At 41.6% G+C, this 20,947-nt stretch carries 19 protein-coding genes, 2 tRNA genes and 3 rRNA genes; 13 read left to right on the forward strand and 11 right to left on the reverse strand.

Going from position 1 to position 20,947, the window contains the following annotated elements; translation table 11 throughout:
• Positions 1-15: 15 nt before the first annotated feature.
• Positions 16-1,281: a bifunctional phosphopantothenoylcysteine decarboxylase/phosphopantothenate--cysteine ligase CoaBC gene (coaBC, locus tag V5M36_RS13210; RefSeq protein WP_338559814.1), complete on the reverse strand. Its 1,266-nt coding sequence runs from the start codon at positions 1,279-1,281 to the stop codon at positions 16-18.
• 122 nt (positions 1,282-1,403) lie between these two features.
• On the opposite strand from coaBC, the gene radC reads away from it, so the two are divergent.
• Positions 1,404-2,087: a RadC family protein gene (gene radC / locus V5M36_RS13215; RefSeq protein WP_338559816.1), complete on the forward strand. Its 684-nt coding sequence runs from the start codon at positions 1,404-1,406 to the stop codon at positions 2,085-2,087.
• A gap of 106 nt (positions 2,088-2,193) precedes the next feature.
• Positions 2,194-3,105, forward strand: a complete 912-nt coding sequence (locus V5M36_RS13220; RefSeq protein ID WP_338559818.1) for a bestrophin family protein — start codon at positions 2,194-2,196, stop codon at positions 3,103-3,105.
• Positions 3,106-3,261: 156 nt separating this feature from the next.
• Here V5M36_RS13220 and V5M36_RS13225 read toward each other — a convergent pair whose 3' ends face one another.
• Positions 3,262-4,113 carry a PHP domain-containing protein gene (locus V5M36_RS13225; protein WP_338559820.1) on the reverse strand — a complete coding sequence of 284 codons (852 nt, stop codon included), beginning with the start codon at positions 4,111-4,113 and terminating at the stop codon, positions 3,262-3,264.
• Between the two features lie 43 nt (positions 4,114-4,156).
• Here V5M36_RS13225 and V5M36_RS13230 point away from each other — a divergent pair, with 43 nt between their 5' ends.
• The 4 genes from V5M36_RS13230 to mnmC are packed head-to-tail and all read left to right on the forward strand — an operon-like array spanning position 4,157 to position 7,531.
• On the forward strand, positions 4,157-4,771 hold the full coding sequence (locus tag V5M36_RS13230) for an inner membrane-spanning protein YciB (protein WP_338559823.1): 615 nt from the start codon (positions 4,157-4,159) through the stop codon (positions 4,769-4,771).
• A gap of 38 nt (positions 4,772-4,809) precedes the next feature.
• Entirely contained in the window at positions 4,810-5,115 is a 306-nt protein-coding gene (locus V5M36_RS13235) for a YciI family protein (RefSeq protein ID WP_338559825.1), read from the forward strand.
• On the forward strand, positions 5,105-5,557 hold the full coding sequence (locus V5M36_RS13240; RefSeq protein ID WP_445206276.1) for a hypothetical protein: 453 nt from the start codon (positions 5,105-5,107) through the stop codon (positions 5,555-5,557). The genes V5M36_RS13235 and V5M36_RS13240 overlap by 11 nt, the downstream gene beginning before the upstream one ends.
• A 57-nt stretch (positions 5,558-5,614) precedes the next feature.
• Positions 5,615-7,531, forward strand: coding sequence for an FAD-dependent 5-carboxymethylaminomethyl-2-thiouridine(34) oxidoreductase MnmC (gene mnmC, locus V5M36_RS13245; RefSeq protein ID WP_338559827.1), 1,917 nt, complete (start codon positions 5,615-5,617; stop codon positions 7,529-7,531).
• 76 nt (positions 7,532-7,607) lie between these two features.
• Here mnmC and V5M36_RS13250 read toward each other — a convergent pair whose 3' ends face one another.
• Positions 7,608-7,925, reverse strand: coding sequence for a rhodanese-like domain-containing protein (locus V5M36_RS13250; RefSeq protein WP_338559829.1), 318 nt, complete (start codon positions 7,923-7,925; stop codon positions 7,608-7,610).
• A gap of 91 nt (positions 7,926-8,016) precedes the next feature.
• Here V5M36_RS13250 and V5M36_RS13255 point away from each other — a divergent pair, with 91 nt between their 5' ends.
• The 3 genes from V5M36_RS13255 to V5M36_RS13265 all read left to right on the forward strand — a co-directional run bounded on the left by V5M36_RS13255 (position 8,017) and on the right by V5M36_RS13265 (position 9,673).
• Positions 8,017-8,505, forward strand: a complete 489-nt coding sequence (locus V5M36_RS13255) for a YajQ family cyclic di-GMP-binding protein (RefSeq protein ID WP_338559831.1) — start codon at positions 8,017-8,019, stop codon at positions 8,503-8,505.
• Positions 8,506-8,536: 31 nt separating this feature from the next.
• A complete protein-coding gene (locus V5M36_RS13260) occupies positions 8,537-9,040 on the forward strand; it encodes a DUF4442 domain-containing protein (RefSeq protein WP_338559833.1) in 504 nt (167 codons plus the stop codon).
• A gap of 135 nt (positions 9,041-9,175) precedes the next feature.
• The gene (locus V5M36_RS13265) at positions 9,176-9,673 is read left to right on the forward strand and encodes a nuclear transport factor 2 family protein (RefSeq protein ID WP_338559835.1); all 498 of its coding nucleotides are present in this window, start codon (positions 9,176-9,178) and stop codon (positions 9,671-9,673) included.
• A gap of 77 nt (positions 9,674-9,750) precedes the next feature.
• Here the strand turns inward: V5M36_RS13265 and V5M36_RS13270 are convergent, their stop codons facing one another.
• The 3 genes from V5M36_RS13270 to V5M36_RS13280 form a co-directional block, all read right to left on the reverse strand.
• Positions 9,751-10,110 carry an acyl-CoA thioesterase gene (locus tag V5M36_RS13270; protein WP_445206334.1) on the reverse strand — a complete coding sequence of 120 codons (360 nt, stop codon included), beginning with the start codon at positions 10,108-10,110 and terminating at the stop codon, positions 9,751-9,753.
• A gap of 75 nt (positions 10,111-10,185) precedes the next feature.
• Positions 10,186-10,617: a thioredoxin TrxC gene (trxC, locus tag V5M36_RS13275; protein ID WP_338559839.1), complete on the reverse strand. Its 432-nt coding sequence runs from the start codon at positions 10,615-10,617 to the stop codon at positions 10,186-10,188.
• Positions 10,614-11,513, reverse strand: a complete 900-nt coding sequence (locus V5M36_RS13280; protein ID WP_338559842.1) for an alpha/beta hydrolase — start codon at positions 11,511-11,513, stop codon at positions 10,614-10,616. The genes trxC and V5M36_RS13280 overlap by 4 nt, the downstream gene beginning before the upstream one ends.
• Before the next feature lie 138 nt (positions 11,514-11,651).
• On the opposite strand from V5M36_RS13280, the gene V5M36_RS13285 reads away from it, so the two are divergent.
• The 4 genes from V5M36_RS13285 (at position 11,652) to V5M36_RS13300 (ending at position 15,182) form a co-directional block, all read left to right on the forward strand.
• Positions 11,652-11,987, forward strand: coding sequence for a beta-lactamase hydrolase domain-containing protein (locus V5M36_RS13285; RefSeq protein ID WP_338559844.1), 336 nt, complete (start codon positions 11,652-11,654; stop codon positions 11,985-11,987).
• Positions 11,980-12,402 (forward strand): beta-lactamase hydrolase domain-containing protein, encoded by a 423-nt coding sequence (locus V5M36_RS13290; RefSeq protein WP_338559846.1) that lies wholly within the window; start codon positions 11,980-11,982, stop codon positions 12,400-12,402. The genes V5M36_RS13285 and V5M36_RS13290 overlap by 8 nt, the downstream gene beginning before the upstream one ends.
• Positions 12,403-12,789: 387 nt before the next feature.
• The gene (locus V5M36_RS13295) at positions 12,790-13,722 is read left to right on the forward strand and encodes a hypothetical protein (RefSeq protein ID WP_338559848.1); all 933 of its coding nucleotides are present in this window, start codon (positions 12,790-12,792) and stop codon (positions 13,720-13,722) included.
• Between the two features lie 77 nt (positions 13,723-13,799).
• The gene (locus V5M36_RS13300) at positions 13,800-15,182 is read left to right on the forward strand and encodes a dihydrolipoyl dehydrogenase (protein WP_338559850.1); all 1,383 of its coding nucleotides are present in this window, start codon (positions 13,800-13,802) and stop codon (positions 15,180-15,182) included.
• 256 nt (positions 15,183-15,438) lie between these two features.
• Here the strand turns inward: V5M36_RS13300 and rrf are convergent.
• The 5 genes from rrf to V5M36_RS13325 form a co-directional block, all read right to left on the reverse strand.
• A 5S ribosomal RNA gene (rrf, locus tag V5M36_RS13305) occupies positions 15,439-15,553 on the reverse strand.
• A gap of 165 nt (positions 15,554-15,718) precedes the next feature.
• Positions 15,719-18,613 (reverse strand): 23S ribosomal RNA (locus V5M36_RS13310).
• A gap of 368 nt (positions 18,614-18,981) precedes the next feature.
• A tRNA-Ala gene (locus V5M36_RS13315) sits at positions 18,982-19,057 on the reverse strand.
• 74 nt (positions 19,058-19,131) lie between these two features.
• Positions 19,132-19,208: transfer RNA gene (locus tag V5M36_RS13320), tRNA-Ile, on the reverse strand.
• 61 nt (positions 19,209-19,269) lie between these two features.
• Positions 19,270-20,807: ribosomal RNA gene (locus V5M36_RS13325) — 16S ribosomal RNA — on the reverse strand.
• The 16S, 23S and 5S rRNA genes sit together here with 2 tRNA genes alongside, the layout of an rRNA operon.
• Between the last annotated feature and the right edge of the window lie 140 nt (positions 20,808-20,947).

Below are 20,947 nucleotides of genomic sequence, written 5' to 3' on the forward strand. Positions count from 1 at the left end.
GGCTATATAAATAGATTAAACAGGCTTAATCTTCTGTGTGATCGCATCATGAATCGCTTCAACCAATTGCTGAGCAATCTCCTGTTTTGATGCTTTCTCCAAATCACGTTTTTCAATGCGATATTGATCGGCAAAAAAGACCGTCATGGCATTTTCATCAGAAGCAAAACCAATGTCTGCACGAGACACATCATTACAGGCAATCATATCGAGTTTCTTGGCAACCAATTTGTCTGCCGCATAAGCTTCAACATTATGGGTTTCAGCAGCAAAACCGACCATAAATGGACGCTGATCTTGCTGAGCAATGGTCGCCACAATATCTGGGTTTTTAATCAAAGATACTGCAAGCTCATCGCCTGCTTTTTTAATTTTCTGCTCTGCAACCTCTGCCACGCGATAATCCGCCACTGCTGCGGTTGCAATGAAAATATCGCAGCCATCTTGAAGCTGCTGCATACTCAAATCAAGCATTTGAATTGCAGAAGATACATTTTTACGGCGTACGCCGTTTGGCGTATCTAAAGTAACAGGTCCTGAGATCAAGGTGACTTTTGCGCCAGCCGAATAACAAGCTGCAGCAATCGCAAAGCCCATTTTACCGGTACTGTGATTGGAAATATAACGTACAGGATCAATTGCTTCACGCGTTGGCCCTGCCGTAATCGTGACGCGTTTTCCGGCCAAAAGACCGAATTTTTCTGCAATGGCACGCTGTGCTTTGTGGAAGTATAGACGTACTTGTTCAGCTAAATCTTCAGGTTCAGGCATACGTCCGAGCCCGACATCACCACAAGCCTGCGAGCCCGCATCAGGCATAATCACATGCACACCATCTTCAACCAAGGTGTTCAAATTACGCTGTGTTGCTTTTGCTGCCCACATTTGTTGATTCATCGCAGGTGCAACCCAGACAGGCGCTTGAGTCGCCAAATATAAGGTGCTCAGCAAATCATCTGCTAGCCCTGCTGCAAATTTAGCAAGCGTATCGCAGCTGGCTGGTGCAACTAAAACCAAATCTGCCCATCGAGCCAATTCGATATGCCCCATGCCTGCTTCAGCTTCAGTATCTAAAAGCTCAGTATGCACAGGGTTTCCAGATAAAGCTTGAAACGTCAGTGGCGTGATAAAAGCCTGTGCGCCATGGGTCATCACCACACGCACATTAAAACCAAAATCCTTTAAACGACGTACTAAAATTGCACTTTTATAAGCAGCAATTCCCCCTGTTACAGCAAGAATAATATTTTTATTGGAAAATACACTAAGATCGAAACTCACGATCAGGCCACCTTTCTATTGCAGTCGGGCTCACAATAGCATTAAATATTCTGAGACCCAAGTTAGAAAATGAAAACTAAAATAACTGATAAAATTCGAACAAATAACTCTTGAGAATAAGAATGAATCAATCCATAAAACAATGGCCTGAACATGAGCGGCCTAGAGAACGATTATTACAACAAGGACCACAAAGTCTTTCAGATGCAGAACTCTTGGCGATATTTCTGAGATCCGGTTCAAAACAGCATTCGGCCGTTGAGTTGGCTCGGGTTCTAATACAACATTTTGGTCATTTAAATGCGGTATTCGATGCATCGCTGAATGAAATCAGTCAATTTCATGGAATCGCCAACACCAAGTATTCGCAATTAATGGCGGTAAAAGAACTCGGACGGCGTTATTTAAAACATCATGTTCAGCAGAATACAGATTTGAGCCGTTCTGACCTCATTCGAGATTATTTACGTTATGAATTAATTGGTGAACAACAAGAAGTATTTGCCGTGCTATGTCTCGACGCGCAGCTACGCAAAATCAACTTCAAAAAGCTTTTTTTTGGTTCAATGAATTATTGTGATATATCGATCAACCAATTATTAAGACACGCGATTCATCATCAGGCAACAGCCATCGTCATTACTCACAATCACCCTCAAGGAATCGCTCAACCTTCACAAGAAGATCTGCAATTGACGCATAAAATTTCTATGGCCTGTGAGCTTTTAGAAATTAAACTTATTGATCATTTAATTATTTCATCTGAACAAAGCTATTCGTTTGCAGAACATCGACAGCTTAAATAAAGTACCAGATGAAATTATTTTAAATTTATAGGTTTAAAAGCACAAAGTGGATTGACAAGCGGGATCGAAGTCGAGAAGATCAATAAAAAATGATAGATCCAACTCAATGATAGTTCGTGACCAAAACGACACGCTAAAACTCTTATTTTCATGGCGTGGCACCATTCTTCCTAAAGTTTTACCCCCTCTCGGTTTGGTTATGTTGATCTCTGCAATTGTGGGTGGAATTGAGTACATCAATCTCTACCGCTTCCCAGAAATTCCTTTGGTGGGTTTTACCCTCATTGGCGTCGTACTCTCTATATTTTTAGGATTTAAAAATACTGCTTGTTATGACCGTTGGTGGGAAGCACGCAAATTGTGGGGCAGTTTAATCGCCAATGCTCGTCACTTTGATCGTGACTGCCGTATTTTACCGCAAGGTCGTCGTGAGCGTGTGATTCAACACGTGATTGTCTTTGCCAACGTGCTGCGTGATCGCTTGCGCCATCAAACTGTAAGTCCAGATGTTTTACATCAAACCAGTGGGATGAGTCAGCAAGCATTGACTCAATTATATCAACAGGCAAATGCGCCTCAATACACCTTGAGTTTGATTCAATGGGAACTCATGCTGGCTTTAAAAGAAGGTGAAATTTCCGATATTATTTATACCCAAATGAATCAGCATGTCACGGACTTAAGTTTAGTCCAAACGGGGTGTGACCGAATTGCGACGACGCCTCTGCCATTTGCCTATTCTGTCCTACTGAATCGTACTGTTTATTTCTTTTGTTTTTTATTACCCTTTAGTTTGGGCTCTGTATTGGGTTTAGCAACGCCTTTATTGGTGGGGATTTTGGCATATACCTTCTTAGGTCTTGATGCACTCAGCACCGAAATAGAAGAGCCTTTTGGTACACAAAGTAATGACTTACCGCTCGACTCTATGGTCAGAACGATTGAAATTGAACTTTTAAGCACTTTGGGTAAACCAACCCCACCGCCGATTCAAGCGCAGGATCATAATTTACTTTAGTGCGAATTGATAAAGTGTCGATTTAAACTATGGATTGATAAAGTATGAATTTATAAAATATGAATAAATAAAATCAAAATTTTCCAAACGGATTAAGACATCAAACTATCGACGATGTCTTCTCGTCTCCTCAGATAGATGTAGAGAGGGAGAGAGTTATTTAAAACTCTCCCAAATCCCCACTTGGCCTTGCTTCACTTTTGGAATATTCCCAAGCTTAATCCAAGGCATATTGTCGCCATGAAAATCACTACCCACAGAGACTTTTAAATTAAACTGCTCAATCATGCGGTCTACCATCTGACGGGTTGACGCGGGTTCAATTGCAGGCGGCAATTCAATCGCATCGCCGCCATGGGTAGCAAACAATTCAATCAAATAACGGACATTGGTCGCAGATAAATCATAGCGAGTCGGATGTGCCAAAACCGCAAAACCTTCACTCTGATGAATCACATCAATGGTCTCAGCCAAACCCAAGCCATCAAATTTTACGTATGCTTTTTTACCTTCTTTGATATATTTATCAAAAGCTTGCTGAGGACGCGCAACGATTCCTTTTTCGACTAAGGTTTTCGCTATATGTGTTCGCGTAATTCGATCAGGTTCATGATCCACCTTAGCCAATACATCTTCATAAATATCGACATGAATCAGTGGTGTGAGTAAATCGCAAATTTGCTTTGCGCGTTCAGCCCGAATCTTTTTCTGTACGGACAAAAGTTGCGTTAAAGGTTCAGGATTTTGCATATTGAGTGCAACGATATGAACACCATAACTTTTTTGCGTACTGGGTCTAGACCATTGACTGGAAATTTCAACCCCAGAAATAATTTGAATGGGTTGATTTTTTGCAACAATTTCAGCCAATGGCAAACCATCCATGCTATCGTGGTCAGTCAATGCGAGCGTATGTATGCCTTTTTCTAGCGCTGCCTGCACCAATAGTTCTGGCGAAAATGTTCCATCAGAAATATTACTATGTGTATGTAAATCTACGCCTTGCATCTCTTATACTACCCATCCACCTGAATAGAATAGATACTTTAACATGAAAGCACTTTTAGACTTTGTGCCACTCATAATTTTCTTTTGGCTCTATAAAACCGTAGACCCAAAAGATGCACAACATCCTCTACTACAATGGATTGGCTCTACAGGTGGTGTCGATAACAACAATATTCTTGTGGCAACCACAGGATTAATCATTTCCATGTTAGTGGTCTATGGTGCATTGTTCGTTCGTCAAAAATTCCATCTCGATAAACAGCAATGGATTGTTTTGTTCATGACCGTTATTTTCGGTGGCATTACCTTAATGCTCAGCGATGATTTTTATATTCGTTTAAAAGCCGCGATTTTAAATTTTGTTTTTGCAGGTGCTTTTCTCGTTTCACCTTATTTTGGCAAAGAGCGTAAACCTTTAATTCAGCGTTTATTTGGCCCTATTCTCAATTTAAGTGTTCAAGGTTGGAAAAAACTAAACTTCGCTTGGGCAATCATGTTCGTTGGCATGGCATCACTACACATCTTCTTTGCATTTATCTTTATGGAAGGAAAATATTGGGGTGAATTCACTGCATTTGGTGACATGATTGTGATGTTTTCCTTTATCATTATTCAGTTTATTATTTTGCGCAAATACTTCAAAACTGCAGAAGAATAATCTGATATCTACTTGCTTATAATGGAATAAAAAAGCCCATGCCTTTATTTGTGATTACTTGTACCGACCATGAAGGTACATTAGAAAAACGTCTTGCCGTTCGTCCTCAACATTTAGCTCGTCTAGAAAAATTGGCAAATGAAGGCCGTGTGATTGTCGCAGGTGCGATGCCTAAAGATCGAGATGATTTAAGCGCTGGTTTTTATGGCAGCACCTTAATTCTTGATTTTGACAGTCGTGCAGATCTGGATCAATGGTTAGCAGATGAACCTTTTCTAAAAGAAGGTATTTACGCGCACATCGATGTTAAACCTTTCAACAAAGCGCTTCCTCATGAAAACTAAGCACGGTTTACTCATCGCATCAATCTTGTTATGCCTGTGTAGCGCGAATACTTTGGCTGAAACACCCGTGCCTGCGGTTACGCCAGCAGCTACAACTGCCACAACAACTACAGCGATTGTAGATGCAAACGCAGCACCTGCTAAACCCTTAACTGCAGAACAAATTGCTAAACAAAAAGCAGCACAAGAAGCCAAAGTAAAAGCCTTAGTGAAAAGCCAAGAAACACGTTTACAGCAATTAGAAAAAGCTAATCTTGACGCTCTATCTCAAAACCAAGAACTACAGCTGAAGAACGATAATCTAGGTGTGCAAGTTCAAGTCTTACAAAGTGAACGAAGTGCGCAAATGTTTTTATACGGCGCAGCAACCATTGCTGTCGGTATGTTTTTGGGATTTCTTCTTGCCAGTTATATTTATACCAAACGTCGCCGTCAGTGGTAATCCACTGACGTCTATTTTATAAAACTGACGTCTATTGTTAAAAGAAGGTCCACCATCTTGCTGCAAAGTATTCAAACGGCCGATCTCGAATGGAAAAGTATCGATGGAATTGAAATTCCATACGCTAAACAGTTCGGAGACATCTACTTCTCTCAAGATAATGGTCTGCTCGAAAGCCGTCACGTTTTCCTCAATGGAAACGATCTTGCCACCCGCTTAGCAGGACTTTCAGATTATGCTTATTTTCATGTGGGTGAAACAGGATTCGGTACAGGACTTAACATTCTTGCACTCTGGCAACTCTGGCAACAAGTACGACCGAATAATCACAGTAGACTCCATGTCACCACAGTCGAAAAATTCCCATTATCTAAAACCGATTTAATTCGAGCATTAAAAGTTTGGCCTGAACTTCAATCCTTGGCTGAGCAACTCATTCAACAATATCCCCTTCCTATCGCTGGTTGTCATCGCTTATGCTTTCCAGATGAGCGTTTTAGTGTCGATCTTTGGTTAGGCGATGCGCATGATATCTTCCCCATCATTCCAAAAAGCTCAACGATTCATGCGTGGTTTTTAGATGGATTTGCACCATCATGTAATCCAGACATGTGGGAAGAACATATTTTAAAAAATATAGTTCGACTCTCAAACATTGGAACGACCTTCACGTCTTTTAGTGTTGCAGGTGTATTGAGGCGTGGTCTTCGACAACAGGGTATTTCTATAACACGCCCTCGCGGTTTTTTACACAAACGAGAAATGTTAAAAGGTGTTTGGGAGTTGCCTCTCTCATCGACAACACATTCTATAGAAAATAGTGATGAATCATCGCTACCGATACAAGGCGAACAGAAACAGCGCCAAATTGCGATTATAGGCGCAGGAGTGGCCGGTTTAACATGTGCCTATGCATTTGCACAACGTGGACATCAGGTGACGATTTATGACCAATGTGAAGCATTATCGGGTGCATCTGGAAATCCACTTGCGCTTTTAAATCCAAAACTCAGTCCAGTTGAACAAAGCTCAGAACATTTAATGACACTGGCATGGCAACATGCTTTAAATCATTATTCTCATTTTCGAGCGTTTCGCCCCCTCATCATCAATCAACTTGCTCTTAAAAATTCAAGTGAGCTCCTGGGTCTGGCTCAGGAATATCCTGAACATGTACTGCATACTCAATCCCATTCGGCTTTAGAGATTAAAACATCATTTCCAAGTTTAGCATTGAACCAAGCTGGCTCGATTTCACCACATGAGCTTCGTGATCAAATTCTTGAACATCCGCTGATTGAATTTAAACAGGCTCAAATTGAAAAAATTGAAAAATGTGAAAACGAACTTTTAGCACTTATCGATGTAGAACAGAATAGTCTCGGAAGATTTGATCATGTGGTCGTCTGTTGCGCTAATGCCAGTCATCGCCTGTTTGAACATTATCCAGTATTAAAGCCGATTCGAGGACAAGTCAGTTGGCTGAACAATCAACATCAGCCGCTCGATTTAAAGCATGCATATAGCTATGGTGGTTATTGCATGCAATTAGATGCTGAGCATTTAATCTTAGGGGCTTCTTTTTATCCAAATCGAAGTGATACTGAAGTCTTACTGGAAGACCATCAACATAACCGAAAGTTGATCGAGGAAGTTTTCCCTGAATATTCAAAACAGCTTGCACCTCTTGAAGCGTGGCAAGGACGTGCGTCAGTTCGCGCACAAAGTTTAGATTATTTCCCTTTGGTCGGGAAAATGCAGGAAGACGCTGAGATTTATACTTTTGCAGGTTTGGGTTCCAAGGGTTTTTTATTCTCACCGCTTTGCAGTGAGGTCTTGGCAGCGATGGTTTTAACTGAAGCCTGTCCTGTACCCATGAAGTTAATGCAGAAATTGGATGTAAAACGATTTGTTAACAAAGCCAAAGTAAAGAAGCCGTACTTTAAGGCCAAACCTAAAAATGAAATTGAGTAATTTTTTATTTATGAATATTTTTTAATATTTTTTAATATTTAGTTCTAAAAAAGCGCCTAACGGCGCTTTTTTTTGCTTATACGTCTTGCTGAATAAGCGTTCCACCTGCTTCACGAACAGCACGTGTCCCTCCCATCAGCACCACATAATCACGTGAGCTGTCAAAACCTTCTAGCTTTTCAGCTGCACGTGGCGCTTTACTTCCACCACCACATAATATGTATATCGACTGATCCGATGCCACTTGAGTCAAACTTTCTGCAGTTAAGCTGTCTATGGGCTGATGCTGTGCCCCCTTAACATGCCCTTCAGCATAGGCTTTTGAATCGCGAACATCCCAGATAATTGCATTTTCTGGGAACTCAAATGTCGTAATTTCTTGTTTACGGATCATTGTGCACTCCTTTGATGTAAACAACACTTGGCAAATGAAGAAAACATCCCTAGCATCTCAGATATTCTTTCCCTTTGTAAAGGTCTAAACCATGCCTTCTTTCGATATTGTTTCAGAATTAGAGATTTTTGAAGTAAATCATGCAGTTCAAAACACTGAAAAGGAGATCGCAACACGATTTGATTTCCGTGGACATGATGTAAAAATTGAATTGAGTGAAAAAAACAAAGAAATTAAAATCACAACGGAAAGTGATTTCCAATGTGAACAAGTTTACAGCATGCTGGAAAATCACTTTTTTAAACGTAAAGTCGATATTCAAGCCCTCGATCCGCAAAAGATGACGGCTTCGGGTAAAAACGTGATTCAAGTGATCAAATTAAAAGATGGACTTGACTCTGATACCGCAAAAAAAATTAATAAAGCCATTAAAGAAAGCGGCATCAAAGCGCAATCTTCTATCCAAGGTGATAAGATTCGTATCACCGATAAAAAGCGCGATACATTACAACAAGTTATGGCTTTTTTAAAAGAACAACAATTTGGTGTTCCACTACAATTTAACAACTTTAAGGACTAATTGTTCTTAATACTCAACATAGGAATGGATTATGGCTCAAGGCAATCGTTTATCTAAACTGGTTAAAGCAACGTCTAAATTTCCGCAAGGAATTCGTAGCACCTTATGGAGTAAAGCTTTCGGCCGTGTCGTTCCTATGGTGGGTTCTGCTAAAATTCGCTATTTAGAAGTCACACATTCCAAAGTTGTTGTCAAAATAGAAAACCATAAAGCCATGCAAAACCATATTGGTCAGCTTCATGCGTGTGCAATGGCACTTATTGCAGAAACAGCCACTGGATTTGTTACCGGTATGAATGTTCCTGACAGCTCTATCGTTTTAATCAAAAGCTTAAAAGTTGATTTTAAGCGTCCAAGTAAGGGCGCCATGACTGCAACGGCAACCATTAGTTCAGAACAGCAAAAACAAATGCAAGAGTCTGAAAAAGGCGAAACATTGGTACAAGTCATCGTTTCGGATGAATCAGGTGAAGAACCCGTGCAATGTGAAATGCTCTGGGCTTGGGTGTCTAAGTCCTACCTGAAAAATAAATAATTGTAAATAAAACTTACTTTTAGGTAAGTGCAATGGTTACTTTATTCTGACTAAGCATGCACAAATTCACGCTATTTAAACTTTCATTCATTGCTCAATATAGTTTGTACAATTCAAATACGACTGAGCAATGTGATGAAAAAAATAATTTTAGCGACCGTTTTACTGTGGAGTTTCCCTGCGCTCACTATGACGCAGGCAGCTGAAGCTAAACGTGTCAGTATCGCTGATCAAAATCAGCAAACAGAGATAAATAAAACAGAGATAAATAAAAAAATTGTCACTGATTTTTATGAAGGTGTATTTCTTAAACATCAAGTGAAAGAATATGCTGACCGCTATATTGGTAGTCAGTACATCCAACATAATCCACATGTGCCCGATGGAAAAGAACCTTTTGTAAATTATTTTACTCAGTATTTTAAAGAAAAACCGCAAGCGAAGAACTCCATTAAACGGGTGATCGCTGATGGTGATCTTGTCGCACTGCATGTGCACTCAGTGCAAAACAATCAAGATCTAGGTGAAGCTATTGTTGATATTTTCCGAGTAGAAAATGGAAAAATTGTCGAACATTGGGATGTGATCCAACCGATCACAATATCAAGTGCAAATACCAACACCATGTTTTAAAAAACTTAAAAAGTCCTTAAAAAGCAATTAACAAAAAAAAATCCCAAAGTTCTTGGGATTTTTTTTATTTAAAGGACCTAAGCCTCTAAAAATTTTTGCTTAATCTCTTCAGGGATTTGACGTTTTGCACCTTTCACATCCACTGCAACAAATGTAAAGACACCTTCAGTGACTCGCTTTGCAGGGCGTGAACTATCATGACTGTCCCATACCTCAATTTGCATTTGAATTGAGGTATTACCCAATTTTAAAATTTTGGTATAACAGCTAATGACATCCCCGACTTTGACTGGCACCAAAAACGTCATTTGATTAATTGAAATGGTTGCACAGCGTCCTTGGGTATAACGCTCTGCATGAATTGCACCAGCCAAATCCATTTGTGAGACAATCCAACCACCAAAAACATCCCCACTCCAGTTTGTATCAGCAGGCATAGCAATGGTTTGAAGGGATAAAGTACCTTCTGGTTTTACGAGAGAATCTGACACGTTTACTCCAAATATTGGCGATTATGAATGAGCAGCTAATTGCTGATCCAACCATTCTTGCAATTGATTAGCACGAAGTGCGCCGCTTATTCTAGCAATTTCAGTGGTTTTATTCATTAAAACCAAAGTAGGAATACTGCGTATATTAAATGCACCACTCAATCTTGGATTTGCTTCTGTATCTATTTTTGCAAAAACCACTTTAGGATTTGTTTTTGCCACTTCGGCAAAATGAGGTGCCATCATTTTACAAGGACCACACCATTCAGCCCACAAATCAACCAAAATTGGTAAATCACTGTTCGAAACGAAGTGACTAAAATTTTGTTCATTCAACTCAATTGGCTTCAGTGGAACTAAAGATTGATGACATTGACCACAAGCAGGTTGAACATCTAACTTTTCTTCTGGTACTCGATTTTTTGCACCACATTCAGGACATACAATAATCATAGATCAATACCTATCTGTTGATTTAAGAATTCTAATTGAGTTGCGAGCGCTTTTTCCAACCAAAGTCCATGATAAATGTCAAAATGTTCCATTTCCCATTCATGATATTGTACATATGGTGCAATATTGGTCGCTGCCTGCCGACTTACCGCAATTGGCGTCAATTGATCTTTCTTTGCCGCAATCATCAAAACTTGAATATTAATACTCCGCACGGATGTAATCGGACGGAAACGAATTAAGTGAAATAACGCTCTTGCAGGTACTTCTCCACTCCAAAAATAATCAGGATTTACAATCGACATAAATCCCTGATAACTGTCTGAAGTCGGGAAAAAACTTAATGCATAAGGATGTACAACGGGTAAAGTTTTGGCTTCGAAACCAACTTTAGACGCCATGTAATCTTGACTCGATAATTTCAGCGCCTTAGGTAACTGTTGCATGGGATAAGATTTCGCTGACTCAGCTCCATCTACAAATGGAATTTGTACCATGACAGCTTGGATATTTTTGAGTTCTGATGCAAGTTCGAGCACATAGCCTCCACTTAAACCTGTTCCCCATAAAACTAACCGATGTTGATCTAAGTAATTGAGTTTAGAAACATGGGAGATCATCGTATACCAATCTTCTAATTGGTGTTTGATTGAAACCAACTCTCGGGGATGGCCTGTGCTTCCTCCCCAAAATCGGTAATCAAATAAGATGACTGCATAACCAGCTTGAGCAAAACGTTGGGCATAGCGAACTAACTTGAAATGACGCAGCGCTGCAAAGCCATGCGCCATAACAATCACCGCAGGTTTTTTTATATTTTTAGGCTGATAAATATCAGCAGCAATCAAATCCTTGCCACTTTGTACATACAGCGGTTCAACTGTATATGCGTACATACACGCTCCATTCTATTTGTTTCATTATATTCGTTTATTGAGTCATTTTTTTTGAAATATTGTGTCTAACTCAACGTAAACCCAAGTGAGATGGTATGATATTAACATAATCGTTTTAAAAATTTTTGGGAGTGGCATATGAGCGAGAATGTTGGCTTTGCAGGTCAAATTAGTCCTGAACACTTAACTCAAGTTGTCGAAAAAGGCTTTAAATCCGTAATTAATAACCGTCCAGATATGGAAGGTGGTCCTGAACAACCGACGAGTGCGAAAATTGAAGAAGAAGCGCGTGTTCAAGGTTTGGATTATGTGTATCAACCTGTAGTTGCAGGTCAAATTACTGAATTAGACGTTCGCACATTCGCAAATCATTATAATGAGTTACCAAAACCAATTTTAATGTTCTGTCGCACGGGTAATCGCTCCAACAACCTTTATCAACTTGCAAAACAAATGGATCTTTTGGATGACTAAGCATTTAATCCAATTATTTTTTTCATTGGTTTTATTCACATCAGCGTCAATGTGCATGGCTGATGTTCCATTAAGTGCAGCCTTAAATGAAAACATCAGTGTGACTGGACAAATGACCACAGACAAATTTAAAGCCTTGATGCAACAAGGTTTTAAATCCGTGATTGTAAATCGACCAGATCATGAGCAAGGTAATCTAACTTCAGCCAATGAATTGCGCGGTATAGCAGAAAAATCACGCATCAGTTTAATTTACCAACCTGTTAACTCTGGTCAAATCTCTGAAACGGATGTTCAGGAGTTTGCTAAATATTACAACAGTCTACCGAAACCTATACTCTTGGTATGCAAATCTGGTAGTCGTTCAACGGTATTATTTAATCAGGCAAAATCTGCGGGATTATTAAATGAATAAAATTTTATGGGTATTCGTGTGTGCCCTTTTGATCACGAGCTGTACATCAATGAACGTCAGACCGACTGTTGGTGTGAGTGTAGGTTCAACGATATAACGATATATCGTCATCGAAACCTAAATAGGCGCTTTTTGCGCCTTTTTTTGTGTGCTATCTTTACAGAATATTAATAATATTTTACACAAGTGATAATTTTAGGATTTATTTCATGAAAATGTTAAAAGGGACGTTTGCGCTGGCATTTATGGGTTTATTAACTGCCTGCGGGGGGGGATGGTTATTATGGACAAGATCAAACACCACCAGTCACAGAAACACCTGAAGAATCGACTACGCCAGTAGATCCTCAAGCGACGCTCGCTGCACTCAAAAAAGAAGGGAAATATTTGTTCGGACAAACAGATGTTAATGCAATGGGTTATATAGATCATGCACTTGACACCTATACGCAAGGAATTTTAAAACTTACGCAAGATCTCCGTTCAATCGACTTAAGTAACCAGACCAATAACAGAAAAGCAAGATGCTTCCCAATGAGTTCTGTTGATACACGTGCATGTTATGTCTTTAATGGTAATGAAATTAAAGCTCTTCTTGGCGATCAATATACCACATGGGATTTTGACATTAGCAATGAAGATGTTCGTAATATTCGCCTCAAAACAGCTGATGTATCACCGAGTGTTGAAGATTATATCGGTCAAACCACTATTTACATCTTTGAAAATGAAAATCCACAGAAAAATTTTCAAGATATAACCATCAAGGGCTCTTTTTCATATCCATTTGCTCAAAGCATGGGTTTACAAAAACGTTTTATTCTCATCAATGCTGAAACCAGTGATTTTAATTTACCTGGAGTAAATAATGAAGATCAGATTGGTGCACTGAGTATTTATAAAGTACCTGGAACAATTGACTTCTATGTGACAGAAGCGGGTTCTGGCTTTAATACATTAATCAATGACAATACCAACGTATCCTTTGCCGAACCTGTTAACTTTCGTATAAATTCAGAACTGGGTGTTGCTCCAAGCACCTATCAAATTGATCAAAATGGTATTCAGTCCCTCAATCTCCCCGATGTTGAAATTGAAGGTACACGTGTCGAGCACACACCACCAACACTGAATGATCAGAAATTTATAGGTAAAATTTATTTGGAAGGGAAAAATATTTTTAATTTTAAAGATGCTGGAAATGGCAGCACATTAAAGTTTGATCACATTTTCAATACTGTAAATTATAAGGGTCAATCTACAATTAAAATCAATCAAGTTGAAACTCGTTTAGATGCGCCAAACAACCTTAGATATTAAATGTAAGGAATTGAAAAAAAACCTTCATTCATGAAGGTTTTTTTATATATTGGATAAAATAGTCTGATTTATTCAATATGTACGACATCATTATTATTGGTGCAGGCTCTGCCGGCATTTCCGCATATAAAGAAGCAATTAAACACACACAAAATATTTTAATCGTCAATGATGGTCCTTGGGATACAACCTGTGCACGTGTCGGCTGCATGCCCAGCAAGGTTCTTATTTCTTCCGCAAATCGAATGTATGACATTCAACATACTGAAGGTCTTGGCCTAAGCGTTAAAAGTGAAATCGATACATCTCAAGTGATGGTACATGTTCAAAAATTGAGAGATCGATTTACCGCAGCCACGGTTAAAGATGTAAATAATTGGCCCACTGAACACAAAATTTCAGGTAAAGCTTCTTTTGAAAATAAAAACACCATTGTCGTCAATGGAATTAAGTATCAGTCTAAATCGTTTATTATCGCTGTGGGATCTACACCGACTTATGACCAAGCATGGAAAGATGAACTAGGTGATCGTTTAATTACCTCTGATCAAATTTTCGAGTTAGAAACCTTACCAGCATCAATTGGAGTAGTTGGCAGTGGTGTGATCGCTATTGAACTGGCTCAGGCTATGCATCACTTGGGCGTTAAAACAACGGTATTTGCGCGTAGTCGAAAAGTTGGCGCATTAAGTAGCCCTTCTTTGCAAGAACTCGCGCAGAATATTCTTAGCAAAGAATTAACAATAAAATTTGAAGTCCTTCCTGAACAAGTCCAAAAGACTAAAGATGGACTAACTATTCAATATATAGAAAATCAGGAAAAATGTAGCATCGAGGTTGAATATTTATTGGTGGCAACAGGGCGTCGTAGCCATTTAGATACGCTTAATTTATCCAATGTATCGGAATCATTTAGTGATTTGAAAAACTTAGCTGTCGATACTCATACAAAACAACTTGCTGATCTTCCAATTTTTATCATTGGCGATGCATTTACATCAACACCGCTTCAACATGAGGCATCTCATGAAGGACGAGGGGCTGTTCATAATTGCTTAAATTATCCTCAACTGCGTAATTTAAAAACATTAACGCCAATTGGTATTGTTTTTAGCTCGCCAGAAATGGCTTCTGTAGGTCAAAATCACAAACAACTTAAACAAAGCAATATCGACTTTGTGACTGGTTTTGTTTCTTATGAAAAACAAGGTCGTGCTTTAGTTTTGGCTAAAAATAAAGGCGCTGTTGAAGTTTATATTGATCGGAAAACACGTCGAATTTTAGGTGCTGAATTATTTGTAGCTTCAGCAGAACATATGGCTCATTTGTTGGCTTTAGCCATTAGCCAAGAATGCACTTTAGATGATCTGCTTGATCAGCCTTTTTACCACCCCACACTTGAAGAAGGCTTAAGAACAGCGCTTAAACATGCAAGACGGCAGCTTGAGACCAAGAAATAACCAAGCTGAAAATTAAAAGTTAAACTTTTTAATGCGAATAAATAGAATCCCGATTTTTCGGGATTTTTTTATTTGTTCTGGTTCATCTGGATTCTTTGGAAAATATTCATCTAAATGCTCAATCTTAGATTTTCAGATCAATCAAAAGAGTAATTCAAAATTAAAATCAGTTTTAAATTCATTTTAATAGTTTTATTTTTATTTTCCCCATAAAAAAACACCCCCTTCGTTAGAAGGGGGTGTTTTAGAATTAATGAGCTGGCGATGACTTACTCTCACATGGGTAACCCCACACTACCATCAGCGCGAAGAGGTTTCACTTCTGAGTTCGGGAAGGGATCAGGTGGTTCACTCTTGCTATTGTCGCCAGCACAACTGTTTATGGATACTTGCATTGGTCTTATTTAGATGCCAAAGCTTTCTACCAAAAGAGTTATTAACAGAACTATATTTGAGTTGCAGTTTAAGGACTAGCTTTCACTAAATCAAGGTTTTTGTATCAATTAGATCAACAACACCAACTGTTTGGGTGTTGTATAGTCAAGCCTCACGAGTAATTAGTATTGGTCAGCTTCACATATCACTATGCTTCCACATCCAACCTATCAACGTTGTAGTCTTCAACGGCTCTTTAGAGGACATATAGTCCTAGGGAAATCTAATCTTGAGGTAGGCTTCCCGCTTAGATGCTTTCAGCGGTTATCCCTTCCGAACATAGCTACCCGGCGATGCGACTGGCGTCACAACCGGTACACCAGAGGTTCGTCCACTCTGGTCCTCTCGTACTAGGAGCAGATCCTCTCAAATTTCCAACGCCCACGGTAGATAGGGACCGAACTGTCTCACGACGTTCTAAACCCAGCTCGCGTACCTCTTTAAATGGCGAACAGCCATACCCTTGGGACCTGCTTCAGCCCCAGGATGAGATGAGCCGACATCGAGGTGCCAAACACCGCCGTCGATATGAACTCTTGGGCGGTATCAGCCTGTTATCCCCAGAGTACCTTTTATCCGTTGAGCGATGGCCCTTCCATACAGAACCACCGGATCACTAAGACCTACTTTCGTACCTGCTCGACTTGTGGGTCTCGCAGTTAAGCGCGCTTTTGCCTTTATACTCTACGCGTGATTTCCGACCACGCTGAGCGCACCTTCGTACTCCTCCGTTACTCTTTAGGAGGAGACCGCCCCAGTCAAACTACCCACCAGACATGGTCCTCGCTCCAGATAATGGAGCAGAGTTAGAACCTCAATATTACCAGGGTGGTATTTCAAGATTGGCTCCATCGCAACTAGCGTCGCGACTTCAAAGCCTCCCACCTATCCTACACAAGTAAGATCAAAGTTCAATGTCAAGCTGCAGTAAAGGTTCACGGGGTCTTTCCGTCTAGCCGCGGGTACACCGCATCTTCACGGCGAATTCGATTTCACTGAGTCTCTGCTGGAGACAGCGCCCCCATCATTATGCCATTCGTGCAGGTCGGAACTTACCCGACAAGGAATTTCGCTACCTTAGGACCGTTATAGTTACGGCCGCCGTTTACTGGGGCTTCGATCAAGAGCTTCGCTTACGCTAACCCCATCAATTAACCTTCCAGCACCGGGCAGGCATCACACCCTATACGTCCACTTTCGTGTTTGCAGAGTGCTATGTTTTTAATAAACAGTTGCAGGGGCCTGGTTTCTGTGGCTGTCAACCGCTCAAACCGCAAGGGTTATCACCGTCGACAGCGTACCTTCTCCCGAAGTTACGGTACCATTTTGCCTAGTTCCTTCAGCAGAGTTCTCTCAAGCGCTTTGGTCTACTCGACCTGACCACCTGTGTCGGTTTCGGGTACGATTCCTGTGTAACTGAAGCTTAGAGACTTTTCCTGGAAGTATGGTATCAGCCACTTCGCTAGTAAACTAGCTTGCTATCAGCTCTCAGCATAGAGCACCCCGGATTTGCCTAAGATGCATGCCTACAGCCTTTCACCTGGACAACCAACGCCAGGCTGACTTAACCTTCTCCGTCCTCTCATCGCATTACACAGAAGTATTGGAATATTAACCAATTTCCCATCGACTACGCCTCTCGGCCTCGCCTTAGGGGTCGACTCACCCAGCCCCGATTAACGTTGGACTGGAACCCTTGGTCTTTCAGCGAACGAGTTTTTCACTCGTTTTGTCGTTACTCACGTCAGCATTCGCACTTCTGATACCTCCAGCAGACTTCTCAATCCACCTTCATCGGCTTACAGAACGCTCCCCTACCACTTGCAATAAATTGCAAATCCGCAGCTTCGGCATATAGTTTTAGCCCCGTTACATCTTCCGCGCAGGCCGACTCGACTAGTGAGCTATTACGCTTTCTTTAAAGGATGGCTGCTTCTAAGCCAACCTCCTAGCTGTCTATGCCTTCCCACATCGTTTCCCACTTAACTATAATTTTGGGGCCTTAGCTGGCGGTCTGGATTGTTTTCCTCTTGACTACGGACGTTAGCACCCGCAGTCTGTCTCCCGGATAGTACTCATTGGTATTCGGAGTTTGCATCGGTTTGGTAAGTCGGGATGACCCCCTAGCCGAAACAGTGCTCTACCCCCAATGGTATTCGTCCGAGGCGCTACCTAAATAGCTTTCGGGGAGAACCAGCTATCACCAGGCTTGATTAGCCTTTCACCCCTATCCACAAGTCATCCCCTGGCTTTTCAACGACAGTGGGTTCGGTCCTCCAGTTAGTGTTACCCAACCTTCAACCTGCTCATGGATAGATCGCCTGGTTTCGGGTCTACACCCAGCAACTAAACGCCCTATTAAGACTCGATTTCTCTACGGCTCCCCTATTCGGTTAACCTTGCTACTGAATGTAAGTCGCTGACCCATTATACAAAAGGTACGCAGTCACCGGACGCAATGCCGGCTCCCACTGCTTGTATGCATGCGGTTTCAGGATCTATTTCACTCCCCTCACAGGGGTTCTTTTCGCCTTTCCCTCACGGTACTGGTTCACTATCGGTCAGTCAGGAGTATTTAGCCTTGGAGGATGGTCCCCCCATATTCAGACAAGGTTTCACGTGCCCCGCCCTACTCGACATCATCATATAAGCCCTTTCGTGTACAGGACTATCACCCACTACGGTTGCACTTCCCAGAGCATTCCACTAGAACTTATATGACTTAATGGGCTTTTCCCCGTTCGCTCGCCGCTACTAAGGGAATCTCAATTGATTTCTTTTCCTAAGGGTACTGAGATGTTTCACTTCCCCTCGTTCGCCTTGCATGACTATGTATTCATCATGCAATACCTACCTTATGGTAAGTGGGTTTCCCCATTCAGAAATCTCCGGATCACAGGATATTTGCCGCCTCCCCGGAGCTTATCGCAGGCTATTACGTCTTTCATCGCCTCTGACTGCCAAGGCATCCACCACATGCACTTAATTACTTGACTATACAACCCCAAACAGTCGATTGTTCTTACAAGCAGAACATTCAACATTACAGTTTGACGCACTGTGAATTTAATCACCGTACAGCTTCAATCTAATTCATATACCAAAACGCTTGATTCAGTTAATCGCTAGTTTCTCAACATTCTATCTCAATACAAACATGTCACTTGCGTGTCACATTTAAATGTCAATTTAATGTTGAGCCTTAAACAATTTATTTCAACTCAAATATATTCTGTTAATGATTTTTCTAGCCTTCGTCAGGTCTAGAAACTGTGATAAATCACAGAACTTAATAAACTCAAACCAATCAACGGTTGATATTCACTAAGTTCTATAATTTCTCAGCTTATTCACTTAAAGTGAATGGTGGAGACTAACGGAGTCGAACCGTTGACCTCCTGCGTGCAAAGCAGGCGCTCTACCAACTAAGCTAAGTCCCCAGCTTATCATATAGATCGACGTATCTTTTTATCTGCTCACTCTAATGAATTTCTTCATCTTCGTTAGTTAGACTTGGTGGGTCTGACAAGACTTGAACTTGTGACCCCACGCTTATCAAGCGTGTGCTCTAACCAACTGAGCTACAGACCCTCAGATACATCTTCATGAAGAACAACTTGTTGTGGATTCTTACCGATCGTCAATCTTTCGTTAAGGAGGTGATCCAGCCGCAGGTTCCCCTACGGCTACCTTGTTACGACTTCACCCCAGTCATCGGCCACACCGTGGTAAGCGTCCTCCTTGCGGTTAGACTACCTACTTCTGGTGCAACAAACTCCCATGGTGTGACGGGCGGTGTGTACAAGGCCCGGGAACGTATTCACCGCGGCATTCTGATCCGCGATTACTAGCGATTCCGACTTCATGGAGTCGAGTTGCAGACTCCAATCCGGACTACGATCGGCTTTTTGAGATTAGCATCCTATCGCTAGGTAGCAACCCTTTGTACCGACCATTGTAGCACGTGTGTAGCCCTGGTCGTAAGGGCCATGATGACTTGACGTCGTCCCCGCCTTCCTCCAGTTTGTCACTGGCAGTATCCTTAAAGTTCCCGGCTTAACCCGCTGGCAAATAAGGAAAAGGGTTGCGCTCGTTGCGGGACTTAACCCAACATCTCACGACACGAGCTGACGACAGCCATGCAGCACCTGTATCAGAGTTCCCGAAGGCACCAATCCATCTCTGGAAAGTTCTCTGTATGTCAAGACCAGGTAAGGTTCTTCGCGTTGCATCGAATTAAACCACATGCTCCACCGCTTGTGCGGGCCCCCGTCAATTCATTTGAGTTTTAGTCTTGCGACCGTACTCCCCAGGCGGTCTACTTATCGCGTTAGCTGCGCCACTAAAGTCTCAAAGACCCCAACGGCTAGTAGACATCGTTTACGGCATGGACTACCAGGGTATCTAATCCTGTTTGCTCCCCATGCTTTCGTACCTCAGTGTCAGTATTAGGCCAGATGGCTGCCTTCGCCATCGGTATTCCTCCAGATCTCTACGCATTTCACCGCTACACCTGGAATTCTACCATCCTCTCCCATACTCTAGCCAACCAGTATCGAATGCAATTCCTAAGTTAAGCTCAGGGATTTCACATTTGACTTAATTGGCCACCTACGCACGCTTTACGCCCAGTAAATCCGATTAACGCTCGCACCCTCTGTATTACCGCGGCTGCTGGCACAGAGTTAGCCGGTGCTTATTCTGCGAGTAACGTCCACTATCTCAGAGTATTAATCCAAGTAGCCTCCTCCTCGCTTAAAGTGCTTTACAACCAAAAGGCCTTCTTCACACACGCGGCATGGCTGGATCAGGGTTCCCCCCATTGTCCAATATTCCCCACTGCTGCCTCCCGTAGGAGTCTGGGCCGTGTCTCAGTCCCAGTGTGGCGGATCATCCTCTCAGACCCGCTACAGATCGTCGCCTTGGTAGGCCTTTACCCCACCAACTAGCTAATCCGACTTAGGCTCATCCATTAACGCAAGGTCCGAAGATCCCCTGCTTTCCCCCGTAGGGCGTATGCGGTATTAGCAGTCGTTTCCAACTGTTGTCCCCCATTAATGGGCAGATTCCTAAGTATTACTCACCCGTCCGCCGCTAGGTCCAGTAGCAAGCTACTTTTCCCCGCTCGACTTGCATGTGTTAAGCCTGCCGCCAGCGTTCAATCTGAGCCATGATCAAACTCTTCAGTTTAATATTGCTTAGTGCCTTAAAGGGCACCAATCTTGGCTCATCAATTTTCTGACAAATATTTCTCAAATAAACTTCGAGTAATTTCTACCATCAATCAATGAAAATAATTTCGATCAATCAACCAGTAAAAATCCACACAA

It is taken from the genome of Acinetobacter sp. KS-LM10 (assembly GCF_036896575.1).
GTDB lineage: Bacteria > Pseudomonadota > Gammaproteobacteria > Pseudomonadales > Moraxellaceae > Acinetobacter > Acinetobacter avistercoris.